The organism is Paenibacillus sp. A3, from assembly GCF_001399685.1.
Classification (GTDB): Bacteria; Bacillota; Bacilli; order Paenibacillales; family NBRC-103111; genus Paenibacillus_G.
Map to the genome: position 1 here is coordinate 86,247 of NZ_JTHN01000096.1, position 19,831 is coordinate 106,077.

At 56.8% G+C, this 19,831-nt stretch carries 16 protein-coding genes; 9 read left to right on the top strand and 7 right to left on the bottom strand.

Annotated elements, in window-relative coordinates:
- Positions 1–99: 99 nt before the first annotated feature.
- Positions 100–1,026, top strand: coding sequence for a YafY family protein (locus QJ48_RS15170; RefSeq protein WP_237762922.1), 927 nt, complete (start codon positions 100–102; stop codon positions 1,024–1,026).
- 99 nt (positions 1,027–1,125) lie between these two features.
- Positions 1,126–1,599, top strand: a complete 474-nt coding sequence (locus tag QJ48_RS15175) for a GyrI-like domain-containing protein (RefSeq protein WP_054974407.1) — start codon at positions 1,126–1,128, stop codon at positions 1,597–1,599.
- 82 nt (positions 1,600–1,681) lie between these two features.
- On the opposite strand, the gene QJ48_RS15180 is transcribed toward QJ48_RS15175, so the two are convergent.
- Both QJ48_RS15180 and QJ48_RS15185 read right to left on the bottom strand, forming a co-directional pair.
- Positions 1,682–2,155: a hypothetical protein gene (locus QJ48_RS15180; protein ID WP_054974408.1), complete on the bottom strand. Its 474-nt coding sequence runs from the start codon at positions 2,153–2,155 to the stop codon at positions 1,682–1,684.
- Positions 2,156–2,242: 87 nt separating this feature from the next.
- Entirely contained in the window at positions 2,243–2,725 is a 483-nt protein-coding gene (locus QJ48_RS15185) for a hypothetical protein (RefSeq protein WP_054974409.1), read from the bottom strand.
- A gap of 140 nt (positions 2,726–2,865) precedes the next feature.
- Between QJ48_RS15185 and QJ48_RS15190 the strand changes: the two genes are divergently transcribed.
- Complete coding sequence (locus QJ48_RS15190; protein ID WP_054974410.1) at positions 2,866–3,378, top strand: TlpA disulfide reductase family protein; 513 nt, start codon at positions 2,866–2,868, stop codon at positions 3,376–3,378.
- A gap of 70 nt (positions 3,379–3,448) precedes the next feature.
- Here the strand turns inward: QJ48_RS15190 and QJ48_RS15195 are convergent, their stop codons facing one another.
- The 4 genes from QJ48_RS15195 to QJ48_RS15210 form a co-directional block, all read right to left on the bottom strand.
- Complete coding sequence (locus tag QJ48_RS15195) at positions 3,449–4,663, bottom strand: ABC transporter permease (RefSeq protein ID WP_054974411.1); 1,215 nt, start codon at positions 4,661–4,663, stop codon at positions 3,449–3,451.
- A 3-nt stretch (positions 4,664–4,666) separates the two neighbouring features.
- Positions 4,667–5,353 carry an ABC transporter ATP-binding protein gene (locus QJ48_RS15200; protein WP_054974412.1) on the bottom strand — a complete coding sequence of 229 codons (687 nt, stop codon included), beginning with the start codon at positions 5,351–5,353 and terminating at the stop codon, positions 4,667–4,669.
- Positions 5,353–6,285: a hypothetical protein gene (locus QJ48_RS38330; protein WP_202813836.1), complete on the bottom strand. Its 933-nt coding sequence runs from the start codon at positions 6,283–6,285 to the stop codon at positions 5,353–5,355. Before QJ48_RS38330 ends, QJ48_RS15200 begins: the two co-directional genes overlap by 1 nt.
- 61 nt (positions 6,286–6,346) lie before the next feature.
- Positions 6,347–8,398: an alkaline phosphatase gene (locus QJ48_RS15210; protein ID WP_054974413.1), complete on the bottom strand. Its 2,052-nt coding sequence runs from the start codon at positions 8,396–8,398 to the stop codon at positions 6,347–6,349.
- Between the two features lie 290 nt (positions 8,399–8,688).
- On the opposite strand from QJ48_RS15210, the gene QJ48_RS15215 reads away from it, so the two are divergent.
- The 5 genes from QJ48_RS15215 to QJ48_RS15235 all read left to right on the top strand — a co-directional run bounded on the left by QJ48_RS15215 (position 8,689) and on the right by QJ48_RS15235 (position 15,788).
- Positions 8,689–9,609: a sugar ABC transporter permease gene (locus tag QJ48_RS15215; RefSeq protein WP_237762924.1), complete on the top strand. Its 921-nt coding sequence runs from the start codon at positions 8,689–8,691 to the stop codon at positions 9,607–9,609.
- Positions 9,610–9,628: 19 nt separating this feature from the next.
- Positions 9,629–10,516 carry a carbohydrate ABC transporter permease gene (locus tag QJ48_RS15220; protein ID WP_054974414.1) on the top strand — a complete coding sequence of 296 codons (888 nt, stop codon included), beginning with the start codon at positions 9,629–9,631 and terminating at the stop codon, positions 10,514–10,516.
- A gap of 45 nt (positions 10,517–10,561) precedes the next feature.
- Positions 10,562–12,244 carry an extracellular solute-binding protein gene (locus QJ48_RS15225; RefSeq protein ID WP_054974441.1) on the top strand — a complete coding sequence of 561 codons (1,683 nt, stop codon included), beginning with the start codon at positions 10,562–10,564 and terminating at the stop codon, positions 12,242–12,244.
- 105 nt (positions 12,245–12,349) lie between these two features.
- Positions 12,350–14,245 (top strand): sensor histidine kinase, encoded by a 1,896-nt coding sequence (locus tag QJ48_RS15230; protein ID WP_237762923.1) that lies wholly within the window; start codon positions 12,350–12,352, stop codon positions 14,243–14,245.
- Positions 14,223–15,788 carry a response regulator gene (locus tag QJ48_RS15235; RefSeq protein WP_054974415.1) on the top strand — a complete coding sequence of 522 codons (1,566 nt, stop codon included), beginning with the start codon at positions 14,223–14,225 and terminating at the stop codon, positions 15,786–15,788. The genes QJ48_RS15230 and QJ48_RS15235 overlap by 23 nt, the downstream gene beginning before the upstream one ends.
- Positions 15,789–15,850: 62 nt before the next feature.
- Here the strand turns inward: QJ48_RS15235 and QJ48_RS15240 are convergent, their stop codons facing one another.
- Complete coding sequence (locus QJ48_RS15240) at positions 15,851–17,896, bottom strand: LuxR C-terminal-related transcriptional regulator (protein ID WP_054974416.1); 2,046 nt, start codon at positions 17,894–17,896, stop codon at positions 15,851–15,853.
- Between the two features lie 124 nt (positions 17,897–18,020).
- Between QJ48_RS15240 and ilvB the strand changes: the two genes are divergently transcribed.
- Positions 18,021–19,829, top strand: coding sequence for a biosynthetic-type acetolactate synthase large subunit (ilvB, locus tag QJ48_RS15245; RefSeq protein ID WP_202813837.1), 1,809 nt, complete (start codon positions 18,021–18,023; stop codon positions 19,827–19,829).
- The last annotated feature ends 2 nt before the right edge of the window (positions 19,830–19,831 follow it).

Sequence of the window (19,831 nt, forward strand, 5' to 3'; positions counted from 1 at the left end):
TTATAATGATCGTAAAAGGCGGCGGAGGGGCTGTTGACGAACGATGACAGCTTCCCGTAATGACGCGGCAGGAGGGCGGAGCATCTGAGAACGGATCGTTTGTTGGCCATCACCGTGCTGCTGCTGAATCGAAAAAGGCTCAGCGCCAAAGCACTGGCCGACCGGTTTGAGGTATCCACCAAGACGATTTACCGCGATATCGAGGCGCTTAGCCTGGCGGGCATTCCGATCGTCGCGCATCAGGGGACGACCGGCGGTTTTGAGATTATGGAGCAGTTTACGATCAGCCGTCAATTTCTGGCTCTGGACGAGCTGTTGTCTATGCTGGCGGCGGTTCAAGGCATACGCACGGCGTTCGACGATCAGTCGGTTTCCAATCTTCTGGAAAAAGTAAAAACGATGCTGCAGCCGACGGAGCGGGAGCTGCTGGAGCAGGGCGGAGCGCCGCTGACGCTCGACTTCAATCCGTGGGGGCAAAGCGCGTCGGCAAGGGCGAGGGTTCAGGCGCTAAGAACCGCGATCAGAGAACAGCGCACGGTTACGTTTCGCTATACGAATCTGGATGGAGCGGGAACCGAACGGACCGTGGAGCCGATCGGTCTTATCCTGAAAGGCTACCTGTGGTACTTGCATGCCTACTGCACGCTGCGGGGCGAATTTCGCGTGTTCCGGCTGTCCCGGGTCCGGGAGCTGCGCGTGACGGAGGAGCGTTTCGAGCCGCGGCCGGCGCCGGCCCTGGACTCGTATTCCTGGCAGCCGGAATGGTCGGAGCCCGGCGCTTGTGATGTGGTGTTGACCTTTGGTCCGGAAGTCCGCGACCGGGTGGAGGATACGTTTCCGACAGAGCAGGCGGAGCGGCTGCCGGACGGTTCGACCCGCATCCGCGGCAGTTATCCGGCCAACGAGTGGTTTTACGGTTGGATGCTCAGCTTCGGGGACAAGGTGAGAATCGACGAGCCGGCGTTTATGGCGAGGGAGCTTAGGGACCGGGCGCAAAAGATTGTCGCGCAATACGCAGAACTATGACAGGGTGCTGTCCAATTTGGCATCGTATACTAAGAAAAGAAAGTTACAGAACATCACGATGACTTGATGGCAACTATACGATGAAAAGAGGACGAACCTATGGAGACGAGCTTTGCTTCCAAACCCGCAATGAACCTTGTCGGCGTGAGCGCCCGAACGACGAATCAGCGCGAAACCGGCCCGGACGGAGCGATTCCGCGGCTGTGGAACGATTTTTTTGCTGCGAACATCTCTGGGGTGAGCGAGCCGCATTTCACCTACGTGCTGTACACGGATTACGAGAGCGACGTGAACGGAGCTTACACGGTGCTGATCGGGCATGCGTGGGCGAAGGAGGCGGCGCCGGAAGGATTGGCCGTAGAGGCGGTTCCGCAGGCACGGTACGTCGTGTTCAAAAGCGAGCGGGGCCCGGTCGCCCGCGTCGTGACCGAGGCGTGGCAGCGCATCTGGGCGTGGTTCGAGACGTCTTCGTACGAGCGCGCCTATACGGGCGACTTCGAAGTATACGATGCGCGCGGCTTTGACCCCGGCGATGCCGAGGTCGAAATTTATGTGGCGATACGCGAGGTCTGATCCGACAGAAACAGCTTGATTGCTTGGAAATGAGGAGGGGGCCGTATGACGGTCCCCTTTAAACTTATGTCTATGTCCGGGCTTACTTCGTTCTTTTCTTCCATTTTTTATAATTGTAAATGAAATTATTTTTTTCCGTATGTACGCGATACTGGTGCAAGTTGGCCTTGACCGTTCGCGTTCCGTCCGTTCCAACTTTAATTTTCAGCGACTTGACGCCGGACTCAACCGGAATCACCAAGTATCCGTTATGGGATTTGTCCATTTCAAATGCTTGTTCGGTACCATCCGGAAACACGGCTGTAAATGCGGCATCCGCGTTGGAACTGATCACGACCCGATAAATCGAACCGTCTACACCGGGTTTCAGCTCCTCTTTTCCGTCCCCGGATGTAAAGAAGAAGCTGCCCTCTTTCGAGGCTTCGACAGAAAAATAATCCATAACGTCATTCGACTTGTTCCTTATGCCAGGCGGATCGTTCTGGGGTGGGTAGGCGTAAGCCGCTGTCGATCCGGTCAAAGAGAGGCACAATGCCAACAGTAAAAGTTTTTTCATTTGCTTTTCTGCTCCTTCTCTACTGGACAGCATGCGGATTTCTAGATCTAACGAAAGATAATTTGGTTTCACCCGTCTCAACACGGCTCAATAATGGCAGTTGATCTTGTTCCAAGCCTCCGTATGCTTCGTCTGGGAAGGGAAAATGCAAGCCTGATTCACGCCGTTTACGTCGAAGTTCAGAGTGACGTCATACGATTGGCGCTTTCCGTCTTCCATAAATGTGATATGGGCGCGGCCATCTATATGTTCCCGATCGTAGGGGACCTTCAAATTGCCGTATTCGACGGGGTAAAAGCCTTGTTCCTTCAGCTTTTGCATTTCCGAAGACCATTGCGTTTTGGCCTGGGCGTTTGTTTCGGTGTCTTGTCGGCGCATGCGGCTCCAAGAATTCGAAGCCTTTTCGTAATCTCCACCGGAAACGGCGCTGAGGAACGCGTTCGCTTCTTTTTTGTATTGAGGGCTCAGGTACCATCTCATGGGAGCGATCGGATCGGTAAAAAGGATCAGAACGCCGACGATAGCAATAAAAAATATGGGAATAGCAAGTAGTAAACGAAACCTGGCCATATTTTCCTCCTATAAGCTGAAGTATCAACCTGATTTTACCATTGTAGAACGTTATTTTACAAACATTTTTGTTGACATTCGGAAAACACTCGTACGGTACAATAAAGGGGACAGGCTGGACAAGAACGGACGGTGAAACGATGAAAACAAAAGGGGTGCTGCTGCTTGTGGTCGCGCTGGTGTCCTTGGCGCTGTATTCCAAGCTCCCGGCTCGTGCCGGGACGGCGGCAAAGATTGGAGCCCAGGCGCCCGCTTTCACGCTCTCGGCATTGGACGGACAAACGTATACGTCGGAGCAATTTCGCGGCAAGCCGTTGATCATTAATTTCTGGGCCTCGTGGTGCGAGCCGTGCAAAGCGGAGGCTCCGGCGTTGGCACGGCTGTATGAGCGGTATAAGGACCGGGTGGAGTTTGTGGCGGTCAACATTACGGCCAAGGATCGTGTCGAATCCGTCCGGGAGTTCGTTTCGGAGCATGGTCTGTCGTTTCCGGTGCTGCTCGATGAACGGGCGGAGACGGCTCAGGCGTACCGTATCGTGCCGATTCCGACAACGTATCTGGTGGACCGCAGCGGAATGATCGCGGATAAAATTACCGGTGCTGCCGACGATGCCACTTTTGAGAAAAAAATAACGGCGCTACTGCAGCGTTAAAACGACGAATCGCCCTCTTTCAGCCTTTTCCGAGCTGAAGCGAGGGCGATGGTCGTTTTAATGAGCTTGATTATGCCGTGTGCAAATAACGGGCTGTTTCCGTCCGGTAGGCGCTGACGGCGGGGAGAATGCCCGCGATCATGCCCAGCAGCGCAACGCCTCCGATAACGGCAGCTGCGTCCCAACTGTACGCGATCGCGACGGTCACGGATATTTGCGAGCCGATGTAGTCCGACAACAGCCAGGTGAGTCCGCCGCCGAGCGCCGTGCCGAGCACGCAGCCGAAGACGACCACCAGCACGGATTCGAGCAGCACGATCGTGACGACAGCGCTGCGGCTTGCGCCGATAGCGCGCAGGATGGCGACGGTCCGTCTCCGTTCCACGGTGGACCCGTACAGGGCCAGAACGACGGTCAGCCCGGCCATGCCCAGAACGACGTAGCTGATATATGTCAAAAATTGTTCGCCGCTGCCCATCATATCGAAGATTTTGGCGATGACTTGTCCAGGGAACACCGCCTGCGCCTCTTTGCCCTGGTTGATCTCCTGATACATCTTCATCAGATCCACGTAGCTTCGCGGCTTCACCAAGGCGGCGGTTACACCATGCTCGTCTTCCTCGTGCTTTTGCTCTCCCGCATGCTCATGGCTGATCCAGTAGCTGTCCATGCTAACGTAAATCCCTTGATCCGAAGGGGCCGATACGCTGTGCAGGATGCCGACGACCGTGTAAGGATGGTCCTTGTGGCCTTCGTCGTGCTGCAAAGATTTGGCCACGCCGTGACCGGAAATGAGCCGGTCCCCGACCTTTAGCCCGGTTTCCTTGGCGACCTTGGCGCCAAGCACCGCTTCGAACGGCTTGTCGAACAGCCGCCCGGCCGCGAGCCGGAAATAAGGCAGGTCGCTGGGCTTCCCTTTCAGCATGAAGAAGGAAGGGGTCGTGCCGACGAGCCGGAACCCTTTATAATTGTCGCCGAGCGCAAACGGAACGGCCTGCGTGACCCGGGGATCGTTTTCGAGCGAACGGTAATACTCCAGCGAAATATTCGCCAAAGGATTGTCCATCAAAAAGATCGTGTTGAACACAAGCTGGTTGGCGCTGCCCTTGGAGCCGACGATCATGCCGAACGGCTCGCTCGCTTTGACGATGCCCTGCTTGATGCCTGCGGAGAGCATCATGATGCTGAGTGTCATCGCGACGCCGATGCTTACGACGATGACGGTGATGAGCGTTTGGACCCGCCGGTTCATGAGGTTGCGCCAAGCCATGTGCAGCAAAGACATGAATTACCCGACCTCTCTGGTATCGTAAATGGAAAGCTCCCGAAGGCTCACGACGCGGTCCAATCTGCCGGCCAGCTCCGGGTCGTGGGTGCAGAGCAGCAGGGCCGTCCCGTTCTGTTCACAGGCTTCGGCCAGCAGCGAAAACACCTGCTCCGCATTGGCGTGGTCCAGACTGGCCGTGGGCTCGTCCGCCAGCACAAGGGCCGGGCGGTTCGCCAGCGCCCGCGCGATGGAGACGCGCTGCTGCTCGCCGCCGCTGAGCTGGCCCGGCTTGTGGTGAAGTCGGTGCTCAAGGCCGACCTGCGCCAGCAGCTCGCCGGCGCGCTGCTTTTGCGCCTTGGCCGGGATGGTTTTACCGAACTGCATGGCCGCCAACACGTTCTCCAGCGCGGTAAAGCCCGGCAGCAGGTTGAAGCTCTGGAACACGTAGCCGATATGCTGCGCGCGGAAACGGTCCAGCTCCGCTTCGCTCAGCCGTTCGAGCTGCCGGTCCAGCAGGCGGATGGTGCCGCTTGTAGGTCGCAGGATGCCGGCGATGAGCTGAAGCAGGGTGCTTTTGCCCGAGCCGCTCGGTCCGACCAAGGCCACCCGTTCGCCTGCGTTCATGGCAAAATAGGCGATGTTCAGCACGTGCACCTGCCGCTTGCCCGGAAGGGGATACGACTTGGTCAAGTTCTCGACATGCAGCATTACTTCAGCACCTCCACGTTGTCCGCGTTGATGCGGATCAGGCTGACGAAGCCAGTCTCTTCGTCCGTCTGCGAGCCGACGCTGAGCGTGCCCGTCACTTTGACCTGATGCTCCGTCGGCGTCACGTCCTTGCCCTTGGGCATAAAGACGACGACGATATCCGCCGGCCAGTCCGCATCGGTCGAGCAGAACGGGCAGACGGTGAGCGCGACTTTGGTCAGCACGAAAAAGTTGACTTTGGCGGTCAACGGCGGGGCCATGAAACCGGTCATTTCCACTTTTTTTCCAGCAAACTGATTCACTTGATCCGATAGCTTCACGCCGCGCACCGTCATCTCGGAATACAGGTCCTCGAACGTCAAAACAGGCGTTTTGCCCGCTTCCTTCACGATATTTTTCGTCGTCTCGGGCTTAGCTTGCTTGGCCGCCGCCTGTTCGGCGGCAGGCGGCTTCTCTTGCGGCGGCTTCCTTCCGGCAGCCGCGGATGCGCCCTTGGCGGCCGCGGCTGCCGGAAGGAGGCCGCCGGGAGCCGCTGCGCTTCCCTTGGCTGCATCGCCCGCTGGGGCCGTGCCTGCGGGCACGGTAGCCACTGCCGCTGCACTGCCCACTGCGCCTGCGCTCGTGCTTGCCTGCGGGGCTCCGGCAGCCGCGTTCTGCCCGCCGCCCGCTTGCCCTGCATCCGCCGTCGCCGCTGGCTGAGCGGCTTTGCCGGCCTCTCCCGCGCCGGCGGCCTCCGCTCCTGCGCCTGCCTGCTTCGGCTGCACTCCGGCAGCCGAAGTCTCCGCCGCCGGGGCGGACGTTTCCGCCGAAACGGAAGAATCAACCGGCCCCCCGGAAGACAGGGGAACCGGTTGATTGCAGCCGGGAACGAGGAGCGTAACGGCGATCAGGCCGACGGTTAAGGCGGTCATGCCTCTTGGTTCAAGCCGCATGGGTAACGCCTCCATTCACTCCGTAATTTCCGTATATCGTTTGATCTCTCACACGCCTTGCTTACTTCGCGAGCACTTCCAGGATCGAGCTGCCGGACACGAACGTCGTGCCGTTCTCGAATTTATGCTCCAATGTAACATCCTTGCCGTTTTTGGTCGCTTTGCCGCTGTTCAGATTCAAAACAACCGTGCTGTCGTTAACTTGGATCGTAATTTCTCTTGTCGACGCGTTGAACTTCACCGTACCGCCCATCATGTTGACGAAGTTGGCCAGCGGAACCCAGTTTTTGCCGTCCGATTTCGCATCGGATACGTTCAGGCCAAGCGCGTTAGCCATGCCGAAGAACACATCGGTGTTATCCATCGTGCCTTTGAAATATTGCGACCCTGGGCCGTAGGCCATCAGCGGCACATCATCGGCCGTATGCACGCCTACGCTTTCCGTCGTCGGGTTAACGGTGCCTTGCCGCAGGAAACGGTCGCGGTTCGGATCGTCGGGATTGGCCAGCTTCGCCGGGTTGGCGACATAGCGTCCTTCTTTGTTTTTCACCGACGGGGAAGTCGGCACCGGATCGAATTTGTAATCTTCGTAGTAATCCGGGTAGGACCCGAATACGACAGCCAGCTTGCGGTCTACGTCCGGATGGTCCGGGAAGCCGTCGCCGTTGCCGTCGACATACGTCGGGAATTTGGAATCCTCATACGTGCGGAATGCTTCGCGACCGGACTTGCCGTCGCCTTCCCAATACGTGCCCGCGACGCTGACGGAGTGCGAGTGATCCGCCGTGACGACGATCATCGTCTCGCCGTTCTGCTCGGCGAAGCGCTTGGCTACGCCGATCGCTTTATCCATCTCGATCGTATCGTAAGCCGCCCGCTCCCAATCCAGCGGGTGAAGCTGCTTATCGATGCTTGCACCTTCAACCATCAGGAAGAAGCCCTTGTCGTTTTTGCTGAGCGTATCGAGCGCTTTTTGCGTCATGTCCCACAGGTTCGGCTGATCCGTGAACGACTTCAGCTCCGCTTTGTTGTTCGTCGAGCGGTCGTAGTATACGCTCATGTCCGACGTATGGAACAGGCCGAGCAGCTTGTCCGGCGCATTTGCCGCTTTCAGCTGGGTGGCGTTCTCCGCGATCGTGTAGCCTTTTTGCTGGAACATATCGAACAGGTTTTTCTCGTCCTTCCGTTTGGAGCCCGGCGTCGATTTCGGGAGGAAATAAGCCGATCCGCCGCCCAAAATCACTTCCGGCTGCAGCTTGTACAGCATTTCGGCGATATCTGCCTTGTCCGAACGGCGGCGCGTATGGGAGACGACAGCGGCAGGCGTCGCATCTTCGATCTCGGACGTCGAGACGACGCCGACCGACATGCCGCGGGTGCGCTTCAGCATTTCCGCCAACGTCTCGACCTTCGGATCGTCGAGCGAGCTTTCCGTATTGTCCGGGTAAATGCCCAGGCCGTTGACCGCGGACTTGTGGCCGGTATTGTACGCGCTGGCGCTGTTGGCGGAGTCCGTCACCAGTGCATCCATGCCGGAGGTCGTCACGACCGCGCGCTGATCGAATTTATCCATTTCGAGCAAGCCGTTGTATTTGCCCTCGGTGATCCCCTTGGACATGATGCGGGACATCGTCACATCCGGGAAAGCCATGCCGTCGCCGACGAACAGGATGACGTTTTTCGCTTTTTTGCCGCCTTGGTCGGCCAGCACGACTTCGTATTTCACGGTTTTCGCCAAGCCGTTGTCGGCTTTGACGGCAACTTCATAGGTGCCGGGCTCATTGATTTTGACATCCCGGATCGTGAACTCCTGGCTTTTGTCCGTGTTGGTTTTGACAAAAGGCTTGCCGAAAAATTGCTCGGCCTCCTTGCCGTTCACCGTAATGCTGACGGACGACGGCATCGCCGTCAGGTGATTTAATTCCACACGGAAGTCGAAGAGGCTTCCGGCTAAAAATTTCGCTCGGTCGATAGGTGCAATGTAGACGGATGGAGCTTGCGCGGTTTCCGCCGCATAAGCCGAAGGTACAGGCTCGGTAACGAATCCCGTGCCGGTTGCGAGCAGGCTGCCGGTGACCGCGAGGCTGGTTAAGACTTTAAAAGCCTTTTTCATTATAAATAAGCACCTCCACTAGAATTGGACAACTCGATTATAGGCAAGTTGTGTAAAGGGGAATGAATGATTACGTTAAGAAATTATGAAGAATTTGACTTGCTTGTCCCAAGATGAACAAAACCCGAAAAAAAGCAACCCCAGCTGAAATTTTCCTCCTTACGCCGGAAGCGGCGGCCCTCTACAATGAAAGAGATGAAAATGCTTACATTACGAACGTGCGAGCCGGAGGTGCAGTAGATTTGAGCTCTAACACAGATACGCCGATTCGGCAGCAGGAGCCGGCAGCCCTGAGCCGTTCAGCGTCCAAGCTGCTTCGCAGGCTCTACGGACAGCGTCATCTGCAAGTCATGGCGCTGCTTGGCGTCCTATGGATCGTCGTTTTCCACTATGTCCCCATGTACGGCATTGTCATTGCCTTCAAGGATTTCAATATCACGGCGCCGATTTCCGCAGCGCCCTGGGTGGGACTGGAGCATTTCAAAGCGTTTCTGGAAGACGACAGCTTGGCCGATGTGGTCAAAAATACGATCGGGATGAGCGTGCTCAAGCTGCTCTTCGGATTCCCGCTGCCGATCGTCTTCGCGCTCTTCCTGAACGAGCTGCGCTCCGTACGCTACAAGAAGGCGGTGCAAACGATCTCGTATTTGCCCCATTTTCTGTCCTGGGTCATTCTGGGAGGTATCCTGGCGACCTGGCTGGCCGACGTCGGGATCGTCAACCGGCTGCTCCTGACGATGAACCTGATCGAGGAACCGATCAGCTATTTGGCCGAGCCCGGGTATTTCTGGACCATTATCGTCACCTCGGACATATGGAAGGAGCTGGGCTGGTCCGCTATCATTTATTTAGCCGCCATCTCCGGCGTTTCTCCGGAAATGTACGAAGCGGCGACGATCGACGGCGCAGGCCGGTTCCAGAAAATGATTTACGTGACACTCCCGGCGATCAAAGGCACGATTACCATCCTGTTCGTTCTTGCCGTCAGCGGCATTTTGAATTCGAACTTCGACCAGATTCTCGTGCTCAAAAACCAGTTGAACGAGAGCGCAAGCAACGTCGTCGACGTGTACGTGTATCAAGTCGGGCTGAAGCAAAGCCGCTTCTCCTATGCAACGGCCGTAGGCTTGCTCAAATCGTTCATTTCGCTCGCTCTCCTGCTCTCGGCGAACTACATCACGAAGCGATTGAACAACACGTCCTTATTCTAGGAAAGGAGAGGATCGCAGGATGGTTTCCATGAACCGCAGAACGCTGCGGGAGGTTATATTCGACCGGCTGAACGATGTCTTCATGCTCGCGATCTGCTTCGTCACGCTGTACCCGATCTGGTATGTGCTCGTGAATTCCCTGAACGACGGCAACGACGCGATGCGTGGCGGCATTTATTGGTGGCCCCGCCTGTTCAGCTTCGACAGCTATCTGGCCGTATTCGCCAACGACGGCATCATGCTGGCGATGGGCGTGACCGTCGCCAAGACGGTCGTCGGGACGGTTGTTCACGTGCTGTTTACCGCTATGGTGGCTTATGCGCTCTCGCGCAAAGAACTGATCGGACGCCGGGCCTATATGATGCTGGGTACAGTCACATTGTTTTTTAGCGGCGGGCTCATTCCCTCGTACTTGCTCATTCGCGATCTGGGGCTGCTCGACAGCTTCTGGGTGTACATTATTCCGGCGATGTTCAGTTTCTTTGATCTGATCGTTTTCCAGGCGTTCTTCCGGGAGATTCCCGATGGGCTGGAGGAGGCGGCGAAGCTGGACGGCGCTAACGATTTCAAAATTTTCCGCTCAATCATTCTCCCGGTTTCGATGCCCGTCGTTGCGACGATTGCGCTTTTCCACGGGGTGTACCAGTGGAACGATTATTTTACGGGAATGATCTACATCAATAAAAGCGAGCTTCAACCGATCCAGACGTATCTGTACAGAGTCGTGGCCCAGTCCAGCTCCAATCAGATGATGGCCGCCACCTCCGGCACGATCGCGAAGTCCGTGTCCTCCCAGTCGATCAAGCTGGCGACGATGGTCATTACGTCCTTGCCGATTGTGATCGTGTATCCGTTTTTGCAGAAATATTTTGTGAAAGGCTTCATGATCGGCTCGATCAAGGGCTGATTCCATATAACTTTGAATACAGAAAAGGGGAAAACACAGATGGGTATGAATAAACCGCGCAAAACGCTCGCTATGCTGCTTGCCTTGGTCACGGCCGTATCCGTGAGCGCCTGTTCCGCAGATCGCGGCAACGAACCGGCTAAAGAGGCGAAAACCGCTTCCACGGACACGGCGGCTCCGGCCGGAAATCCCGACGAGCCGGGCTGGAAGTCCGACACGAAGCCGATTACGTTCGACTGGTATTTGAACTTCTCCTGGTTTCCGAACAAGTGGGGCGTCGATCCGACCTCCCAATACGTCACGAAGAAAACGGGCGTGAACATCAACTTTATTGTTCCGGCCGGCAACGAAAACGAAAAGCTCAATACGATGATCGCTTCCGGCAAGCTGCCCGATTTCATTACGCTGGGGTGGTATGAAGACGCGGTCAAGAAAATGATCGAAGGTAATATGGTTCTGCCTCTGGACGAATTGGCGAAGCAATACGACCCGTACTTCTTCAAAGTGACGGACCCGGCCAAGACCACTTGGTACACGCAGAAGGACGGACATTTCTACGGGTATCCGAACGCGTCCTCCTCCCCGCAGGATTACAAGAAATACGGGGAGAATTTCGTTTCCAACCAGACCTTTATGGTCCGCAAAGATATGTACGAAGCTCTCGGCCAGCCGGATATGAGAACGCCGGAAGGCTTTCTGAAGGCGCTGCAGGCGGCTAAAGAGAAATTCCCGAGCGTGAACGGCCAGCCGCTCATTCCGCTGGGGCTGAGCGAGTTTGGAGATACCGGCAACTACTCGCTGTTCGATGCGAACCAGAATTCCTCGATGCTGGCTAACTTTCTGGCCATTCCTTACGAAAAAGACGGCAAGCTCTACGACCGGTACACCGACCCCGAATTCATGAAATGGCTGAAGACGTTCCGTCAAGCGAACGAACTCGGCTTGCTGGCCAAAGACATTTTCATCGACAAGCGTCCGCAGATGGAGGAGAAGATCGCCCAAGGCCGTTACTTCGCCATGCTGTTTCAACGCTCGGATATGGCCAATCAGAACATTTCGCTGTATCAAAAAGATCCGAACACGGCCTACATTGCCATCGACGGACCTGCTAACGCGAAGCAGGACCCGCCGACGTTGGCCGGTCCGGGAATTGCCGGCTGGACGGTGACGCTGATCTCCAAGGATGTGAAAGACAAGGCGAGAGCGATCAAGTTCCTTAGTTACCTGATCAGCGAAGAAGGGAATAAGGATCTGTTCTTGGGCGAGAAGGGCGTTAGCTACGATACCATTGACGGAAAAGACCAGTTCAAGCCCGAAGTGCTCGACCTGATGAACAAAGACCGTTCCGCTTTCGACAAGAAGTACGGCTCCTCCTTTACGTTCTGGATGCTGATGGATACGAACATGAACCTCAAGTGGGCGCCGCCCAGTGTCGAGCCGATCAAGCAGCCGGAAGCATGGACCCGTGGCAAGACGAAGAGCTTCTCGCAATACGATAACATCGTGCCGACGGGCAACTCCGTCGAAGGGATCGCCAACACGAAGATTGCCCAGCTCTGGGGCAAGGCGCTGCCGAAGCTGCTGCTTGCCAAGTCCGATGCGGAATTCGATCAGCTCTTCGACAAGTTCCAGAAGGATCGGCTGGCTGCCGGATGGGAGAAGGTAAGAGCGTACCAGCAAAAAGAATTCGAGGCCAACAGCCAAAAGATTGCGCAATTTGCGAAGTAATTCGAGCGGTTCGGCCCGCGAGCCCGGCTTCCGGGGGCTCCGGGCTTTTTTCTACTTTCCGTATTACAATAGGGGAACGACACGTTGATAACGGAGATGAAAAACATGCGGAACATGAAGCTTGCTCGACTGACGGACCGCATTTCGATACAGTTCAAGCTGATCGGGGCGTATATTTTCATTATTTTGATTCCTATCATTTTGTTTTCATGGTATATATTCAACGGCTTTTATCATAATACGATTCAAGATACGCTCAAGAAAAATCAATATGCGCTGTCCAGCGAGAAAGCGTATATTTTGAACAATATGGAAATTATGCTGCGCACGGCACAGTTCTACACGGCGGACAAAGAGCTGATGAATTATATACATAGTCCGGACGATCTGGAGGTTCCCGAGCTCGTCGATTTCAATACGAAGTCGTTCTCCAATTTGCAAAGGCTCATGTTTAATAACCCGAACATTACGAATGTCCGCCTGTTTACGGACAATCCGAATACGATGGAAATCTGGCCGATGATTTTCCATGAAAGCCGAATCTCCAACAGGCCGTGGTACAAGAGCGTGCTGGAGCAGCGGGGCGAATTGCGGTGGGAGATTCTAGAGGATGAAAAAGACATCATGAACCGGGCCACGGCGGACAACCGGGCTGCGTCGACCTATGTCTCGCTGTTGAAAGAAATTGATTACCCGAGCGACAGGCATGTCGGCATTCTTGAGGTGGACATGAAAATCGATAAGTTCTTTCAAAAGGTGTTCAGCCCTCTTCAAGACGATCAGTCCCGCATGCTGGTCATCGACCGTTCGGGACGAATATTCACCGATAAGGGCAGCGCTTTTTTCAAGGACATCGACTTGGAGCGGCTTCGGCGCGATTGGGCGGAGCGTCCTCATGAGGAAGGGGCCAGCTTTACGTTCACGGTCGGGGACACGCCGTATTTGTGCCTGACGACGCCGATCGATCAGATGGACGCCTATCTGCTCAATGTCATATCTCTGGAAAATCAGGTGACGCAAATTCGGCATACACGCAATCTCTTCATCGCCGCAGCGGTCGTGCTCATCGCGCTGTTGTCCGTGATCACTTATTTTTTGCAGTCGCTGATCTTGAAAAAGCTGCACATTTTGCGCGATTCGATGAAAAAGGTGCGCCGGGGAGATCTGAACGTGCAGATCGATATCGATGCGGGCGGCGAGGTAGGTGAGCTTGCGCATCATTTTCGGCAGATGATGAAGAAAATGAACGAGCTGATCGTGGAAGCGGTGAATAAACAAGCGGCGACGAAGGAGGCGGAGCTGCATGCCCTTAAAAACCAGATCGATGCCCACTTCCTTTACAATACGCTGGAAAATCTGAAGATGCTGGCCGAAGTGGAGGCGCAGTACACCATCTCGGACGCTTTGACCTCTCTCGGGGCGCTGATGCGCTACAGCCTGAAGTGGTCGAGCGAGTACGTGCAGCTTCGGGACGAACTGCAGCACATCCGCAACTACATCGCCATTATGAATATGCGCTATGACGATAAGCTCGACCTGCAGCTGGATATTCCCGAAGGATACCGGGAGCAGGAGATGCTGAAGATGTCGCTGCAGCCCCTTGTGGAAAATGCGGTGAAGCACGGCATGCGGACGGAACGCACGCGACGGGAGGGGATGGCGATTCGGATTTGCGCTTGGAGAGGGGACGAATCGACGTACATTGAGGTGACGGACAACGGGGCTGGCATGACAGGGGAGAAGCTTGCCGAGCTGCGCGAGAAGCTCGTTATGGACGACGTTCGATTCCAGGCTCACTATGGACGCGGGCCATCCGGGGAGCAGGAAGGCAGAGGGATCGGCCTGCGCAATGTGATGCAAAGGATCGCCATGCATTACGGCAGCGAGTACGGACTGACCGTGGACAGCGAGGAGAGAACTTACACCCGGGTGACGATAAAGCTGCCCTATTTGATTTTATCGGGAGGGTTGTCTGCGGATGAGAAAAGTGCTTATCGTTGATGACGAGAAAAATATCAGGCTCGGTCTTAGAGCGATGATCGACCGCCTGTTCCCGGATGCCTATACGTTCGATTTTGCCGAAGATGGGGCAGAGGCGCTGGAACTCTTGAACCGGGCGTCCATAGACGTCGTGATTACCGACATCCGGATGCCGGTGATGGACGGAATTGCGCTGATTCAGCGGATTCAGGAGCTGGAGCGAAAGCCGGCCGTCGTTATTTTGAGCGGGCACGATGACTTTCCATACGCTCAAGAAGCGATCCGCTGCGATGTGTCGGAATATTTGCTCAAGCCGATCGTCCGTGACGAGTTGGCCCGGACGATGCTGAAGCTGGAGAAGGAGCTGAAGCAGAGGGAGCGCATCGACGAACAATTGACAAGCTCGATACGGCAGCAGGAAGCTTACAAGGAAAGTCAGCTAAGCTATTTGCTGCGCCATCCGCATCCGGAGGAGCCGGGGCTGCCGGAGCGGTTGAAGGGATGCGGTCTGGAGTGGCTTGAGGAGGGCTTTCAGCTGGCGGTGCTGCAATATCGCGGTTCCCTCCAAGGGATGGGGCCGCCCGAATTGCTGGGGCGCATTCAAGCCGAGCTGGAAAACGCTCCGGAGTCGGCCGGACAGCGGCGTGCGCACGTATGGGATAAGGAGAACCAGCTTGTGCTGATCGCCCAGCGCCGCGAGCTTTTTCAGTTTTTGGCCGGGCGCATCGCGGAGACGGGTTATTTCGCCTACAGCATGGGGCTGAGCGGCTATACCCAAGGCGTGACGCGCGTGCGGGCGGCCTACCAAGAAGCGGAGCAGGCGCTGAAGTATACGTTTCTTCAATCCGCGCCGGGGGTCGTCTCCTACGAGTGCATCGCCGGGAAGAGCAGGGACTTTGCGATCCCTGCGGACAAGATCAGAAAGCTGGGCAATATGCTGGGAGCCGGCCGGGAGAAGGAAATGACGTCGCTGCTCATGGAAGTGCTCGATATCCGGACGGTGGCGCGATACGATATAGCGTACTTGGAAGGCGTTAGCCGCGCGTTCAACGAGCTGATTTTTGACAAAGTGTTTCATATTTACGGGGGCGAATCGGTCGAAATTCTCCGATTGTTCAAGAAGGTCGGAGATCTTTGGAATTTTTATTATTTTCACGATTATTACCACAGCGTGGAAGGGCTGCTGCATCGGCTGGATGACTATGTGCGCAGCATGAAGACGTTCCATATCGATCATAAGGAAATGAAGCAGGCTGTGCAGTATATGCAGGATAATTTCCATAAAGATTTGAACATGGCCGTCGTTTCCAATCACGTGTCGTTGAACTATTCCTACTTCAGCCAAGCTTTTAAAGAATATACAGGCGAAAGCTTCGTGAGCTATTTGAAAAAGCTGCGCATTGATAAAGCCAAAGAGCTGCTTGTCACGACAGGGCACAAAGTGTACGAGATCGGCGGGATGACCGGGTTCGAGAATACGAAGCATTTCAGCCGCGTATTCAAGGAAATGGAGGGGGTCACCCCGCAGGAATACCGGGAGCTGCATGAAGCGCTGAAGCGGTAGCGGGTTTCGCTGGACGAATCGTCCGGCTTTCCGTAGCAGGCAGGACCGGCAGCGCAAAATGGTTACCCGTTGCGGCTGTCCCATATTTTCGCCGCCAATTGCGTCCGGTTCTTCAGCCCGGTCTTTTGCAGCATCGCGTTGACGTGCTTCTTCACGGCGACCTCGCTGATGTACAGGGCGGCTGCGATTTGCGCATTCGTATCGCCGCGTACGAGCAGGTCGGCGACTTCGCGCTCCCGGGGCGTGAAGTCGAAGGTTTCCCCAACTGCCGGCCCTGTCGGAGACGGAGCGGCTTCCTTGGGACTGCGGATCAGTCGGTCAAGAAACGCGGCCAGCTTTTCCTTGCGCGTATCCACCCGGTACGTGGGTGTGGGGGTCCTGCCGTCGTAGCCGCGGTGCTCCGCGCCGGGGACTGTCTCGAAGCCGAGGCTGCGGTAAGCGAGCTCGTAGTAATCGAGCGGGGGCGGGGAGGTGAGCAGCACCTTGCCGGCCATCATGGATTCGAAAAGCAGGCGGATAACGTCCGAACGCAGCTCTTCTTTTTCCAGATTTTCCACATCGATTGTAAGCAGAAAGGCGCCGGACGCTTGCTCCGGCGGCGTACGGTACCGTGCCCGTTCGCCCGGCGGCAAGCTGGCGAAATACGCGCCGGAAATCGGCGATTGCGCGAGAAAATCGAGCGTCCGCTCGTGAATCGGCACAGAGGCCATCAAGCCGACGACGCGGCCCTCGGGACTGCGGAGCAGGCGCAGCTCGCAGCCAAGCCGCAGCATGCGGGGCAGGTCGAGCGCCGTCAGCCGGTACAGCGTCTGCTCCGCCGTCATCGTGAAGCGGAACAACGTGTCCGTTTCCGGGTCCGAGCAGGCGATTTTCCAGCTGCGGGCTTCCCGTTTGCGCCGGTCAATATAATTTTCGGCATCGTTCAGGTTGTGCGCATCGATCGTTTCTAGATAGTTGCCCGATCCCGGGGCATGGCGAAAATGCGCCCGCAGCACCGGATTGTCCGTGTGAGGAATCATCTCGGCGATCTCCCACGACACATCCTGCTTGAAGGGAATCGCGCGGACAATCCGCGAATAATACGTTTCGACCAGTTTTTGGCCATACTGTTCGAAGGTTTGCGGCATCCGCTCCCGGAAGGTGAGCCGGATCGTTTCGCGGACCAAATCGTGCATTTGCCAGCCGCCGGAGCAGCGCCGTACGAACGACAGACGGATCAGCCGGTCGAACAGCGAAAAGGGCACGTCCCGCACCTCCAGCAGCGACAGCAGCTCCTGGTTAAACGTCCGCGGGACGGATGCGGTCAGGATCAGCCTGCGAAGCTCGTCGTCTGGCGCTTCACGCAGCCACTGGCGGAGAAGGTCTTCCAGCGGATCTCCCGCTTTTGGAAGGGGGGAGCTGTCGGCGCGGGCAATCGGACCGAAGAGCGATAGCGAGAGCGGGTGCCCGAACGTCCGCATCCAAACCGCTTCCTGAAGCTTCTCGTCGGTGATGCCATTTTGCAATAGCCAGGCTTGCGTTTCTTCATAGCTGAGCTCGGACAACGGAAGCGGCACGATCAGCTTCTGCCAGGCGCTAGAAAGCTGCCATGACCCTGCTAATGGAAACCGCCCTGCAATCACGAGAAGAATATTCGAATGAAGCCTCGGAATGAACGTCTCGCGAAACCACCGGTCGAGGCTGCCCGCCTCCTCGTAGTGATCGATGCCAAGGATGATGCGCGTTTCCTCCGCCTTGTGCCGGATGTGCTCCAAGCACTGCTCAAGCAGTGCGGGCTCCTCCGGGTTAACCGGTGCTCCCAGCTCATGCAGAAGGTGTCCGCAGACGGCGGCCGGATTGTTCAAATAATCCCGCATATCGATCCCCAAATAACAAGCCCCATGGTCCGCCGCGCTTCGCCGGAATCGCTCCAGCAGCTGCGTTTTGCCCATCCCTCCGGTGCCGTAGACGTTAATGATCCGTTCCTGACGGCTTGCCAGCTGCGTCACGTATTGCTCGAACACCCCAAGCTCGAACGCCCTGCCGACAAAATCGTCCGCGTGCCAGCGCTCCAGCCGTTCCCCTATCGTTTGAAAAGAAGAAGCTTGTTCCGTTCGTTTCGTCTCCAACGAGTCATCACCTGCCGCCGGTTTTTTATCACAAAGTATACTATTAGTGTCAACCAATGGGTAGTACCTGCTTCTACGACCCCGTGATAAAGTAACCGTAATCTCATAAAACGGAGGCAGGACGATGAACACATTCGATACGGAAGCGTGCCGCTTGAGCGGCTTTGGAGCCGGGCAAGGCCCGGAATGTTACAGCGGACGGGGGGATCTCGCCGAACGGGAGGCGCTACGCGCCAAGCTGCTTGCCCCGGACCGGGTCAGCGGCTCGGAGATTTTGCTCCGCACTTTGCTGCTTGAAGGGGTAGAGTGCGTATTCGGCTACCCAGGGGGCGCAGTGCTGTACATTTATGACGCGATGCACGGGAATCCGCATTTCCGCCATATCCTCACCCGGCACGAGCAGGGAGCTATTCATGCCGCCGACGGCTACGCCCGTGCCACCGGCAAAATCGGCGTTTGCCTGGCGACGTCGGGGCCGGGAGCGACCAATCTGGTTACGGGCATCGCGACCGCGCATATGGATTCGATCCCGCTGGTCGTGATCACCGGCAATGTGGCAACTTCGCTGATCGGCACGGACGCCTTCCAGGAAGCCGACATCGTCGGCATCACCCAGCCGATTACGAAGCACAGCTATTTCGTCCGCAAGGTGGAGGAGCTGGCTCCCATCCTTCGGGAAGCGTTCCACATCGCCGGGACGGGCCGCAAAGGTCCCGTACTGGTGGACATTCCGAAGGATGTTTCGGCGGCAATCACGGCTTTCCGGTACCCGGAGACGGTGTCCGTGCGGGGATACCGTCCGGTGCGGAAGGCCAAAGCAAGCGAGGTGCAAGAGCTGCTGCGGGCGATCGAAGCGGCGGAGCGGCCGCTGATTCTCGCCGGAGGCGGGGCGGTGCAGGCGGATGCGGCGGAGGAGCTGACGGCGTTCGCCGGCCGGCTGAACGTTCCGGTAACGACGACGTTGCTCGGGCTGGGCGCTTTTCCAAGTGGGCAGGAGCTGTGGCTTGGCATGCCGGGCATGCACGGGACGTATGCGGCGAATCAGGCGCTGCTGCACTGCGACTTCCTGCTCTCGGTCGGCGCACGGTTCGACGACCGCGTTACCATGCGTCTCGACGGCTTCGCGCCTCAGGCCACGATCGCGCACATCGATATCGACGCCGCGGAGATCGGCAAATTGGTGCCGACCGCGCTGCCCATCACAGGTGACGCCCGGCAGGTTCTGCAGGCTGCGAACGCCTTGGCCTCGGGCATCCGGCCGAAGGAAGGAGCTTGGCTGGAGCAAGTGAAGCGGTGGAAAGCGGACTACCCGTTGACCTATCGCGATTCCGAGACGGAGCTGAAGCCGCAGTATGTGCTGGAGATGATCTCGCGAACGACGGACGGCGAAGCGATCGTAACGACGGATGTCGGGCAGCATCAGATGTGGACGGCGCAATTTTACAAATTCAAACATCCCCGCTCCCTGCTTACCTCCGGCGGCTTGGGTACGATGGGCTTCGGCTTTCCTTCGGCCATCGGGGCGCAGGTGGGGTATCCCGGCCGGTTGGTCGTTTCGGTCAACGGAGACGGGGGCATGCAGATGTGCGCACAGGAGCTGGCGATTTGCGCTATCCATCAAATTCCGGTCAAGATCGTCGTCATTAACAATCGAACGCTCGGCATGATCAAGCAGTGGCAGGAGCTGATCTACGACGGCCGGTACAGTCATATCGATCTGTCCGGAAGCCCGGATTTCGTCAAATTAGCCGAAGCGTACGGGGTCAAAGGGCTGCGGGCATCCGACAAACGGGAGGCGGAACGGGCGTGGCAGGAAGCGCTGGATACACCGGGGCCTGTGCTGATCGATTTTCAAGTATCCAAGGACGAGCTGGTGTTTCCGATGATTCCGCAAGGGCAGACGCTGAGCGATATGATATTGGAGGCGGAGTAGGA

Bases quoted from the DNA above. Each gene is read 5' to 3' on its own strand.
- QJ48_RS15175 (WP_054974407.1), top strand. From the start codon at position 1,126: ATGGAGACGAGCTTTGCTTCCAAACCCGCAATGAACCTTGTCGGCGTG.
- QJ48_RS15180 (WP_054974408.1), bottom strand. From the start codon at position 2,155: ATGAAAAAACTTTTACTGTTGGCATTGTGCCTCTCTTTGACCGGATCG.
- QJ48_RS15185 (WP_054974409.1), bottom strand. From the start codon at position 2,725: ATGGCCAGGTTTCGTTTACTACTTGCTATTCCCATATTTTTTATTGCT.
- QJ48_RS15190 (WP_054974410.1), top strand. From the start codon at position 2,866: ATGAAAACAAAAGGGGTGCTGCTGCTTGTGGTCGCGCTGGTGTCCTTG.
- QJ48_RS15195 (WP_054974411.1), bottom strand. From the start codon at position 4,663: ATGTCTTTGCTGCACATGGCTTGGCGCAACCTCATGAACCGGCGGGTC.
- QJ48_RS15200 (WP_054974412.1), bottom strand. From the start codon at position 5,353: ATGCTGCATGTCGAGAACTTGACCAAGTCGTATCCCCTTCCGGGCAAG.
- QJ48_RS38330 (WP_202813836.1), bottom strand. From the start codon at position 6,285: ATGCGGCTTGAACCAAGAGGCATGACCGCCTTAACCGTCGGCCTGATC.
- QJ48_RS15210 (WP_054974413.1), bottom strand. From the start codon at position 8,398: ATGAAAAAGGCTTTTAAAGTCTTAACCAGCCTCGCGGTCACCGGCAGC.
- QJ48_RS15220 (WP_054974414.1), top strand. From the start codon at position 9,629: ATGGTTTCCATGAACCGCAGAACGCTGCGGGAGGTTATATTCGACCGG.
- QJ48_RS15225 (WP_054974441.1), top strand. From the start codon at position 10,562: ATGAATAAACCGCGCAAAACGCTCGCTATGCTGCTTGCCTTGGTCACG.
- QJ48_RS15230 (WP_237762923.1), top strand. From the start codon at position 12,350: ATGCGGAACATGAAGCTTGCTCGACTGACGGACCGCATTTCGATACAG.
- QJ48_RS15235 (WP_054974415.1), top strand. From the start codon at position 14,223: ATGAGAAAAGTGCTTATCGTTGATGACGAGAAAAATATCAGGCTCGGT.
- ilvB (WP_202813837.1), top strand. From the start codon at position 18,021: ATGAACACATTCGATACGGAAGCGTGCCGCTTGAGCGGCTTTGGAGCC.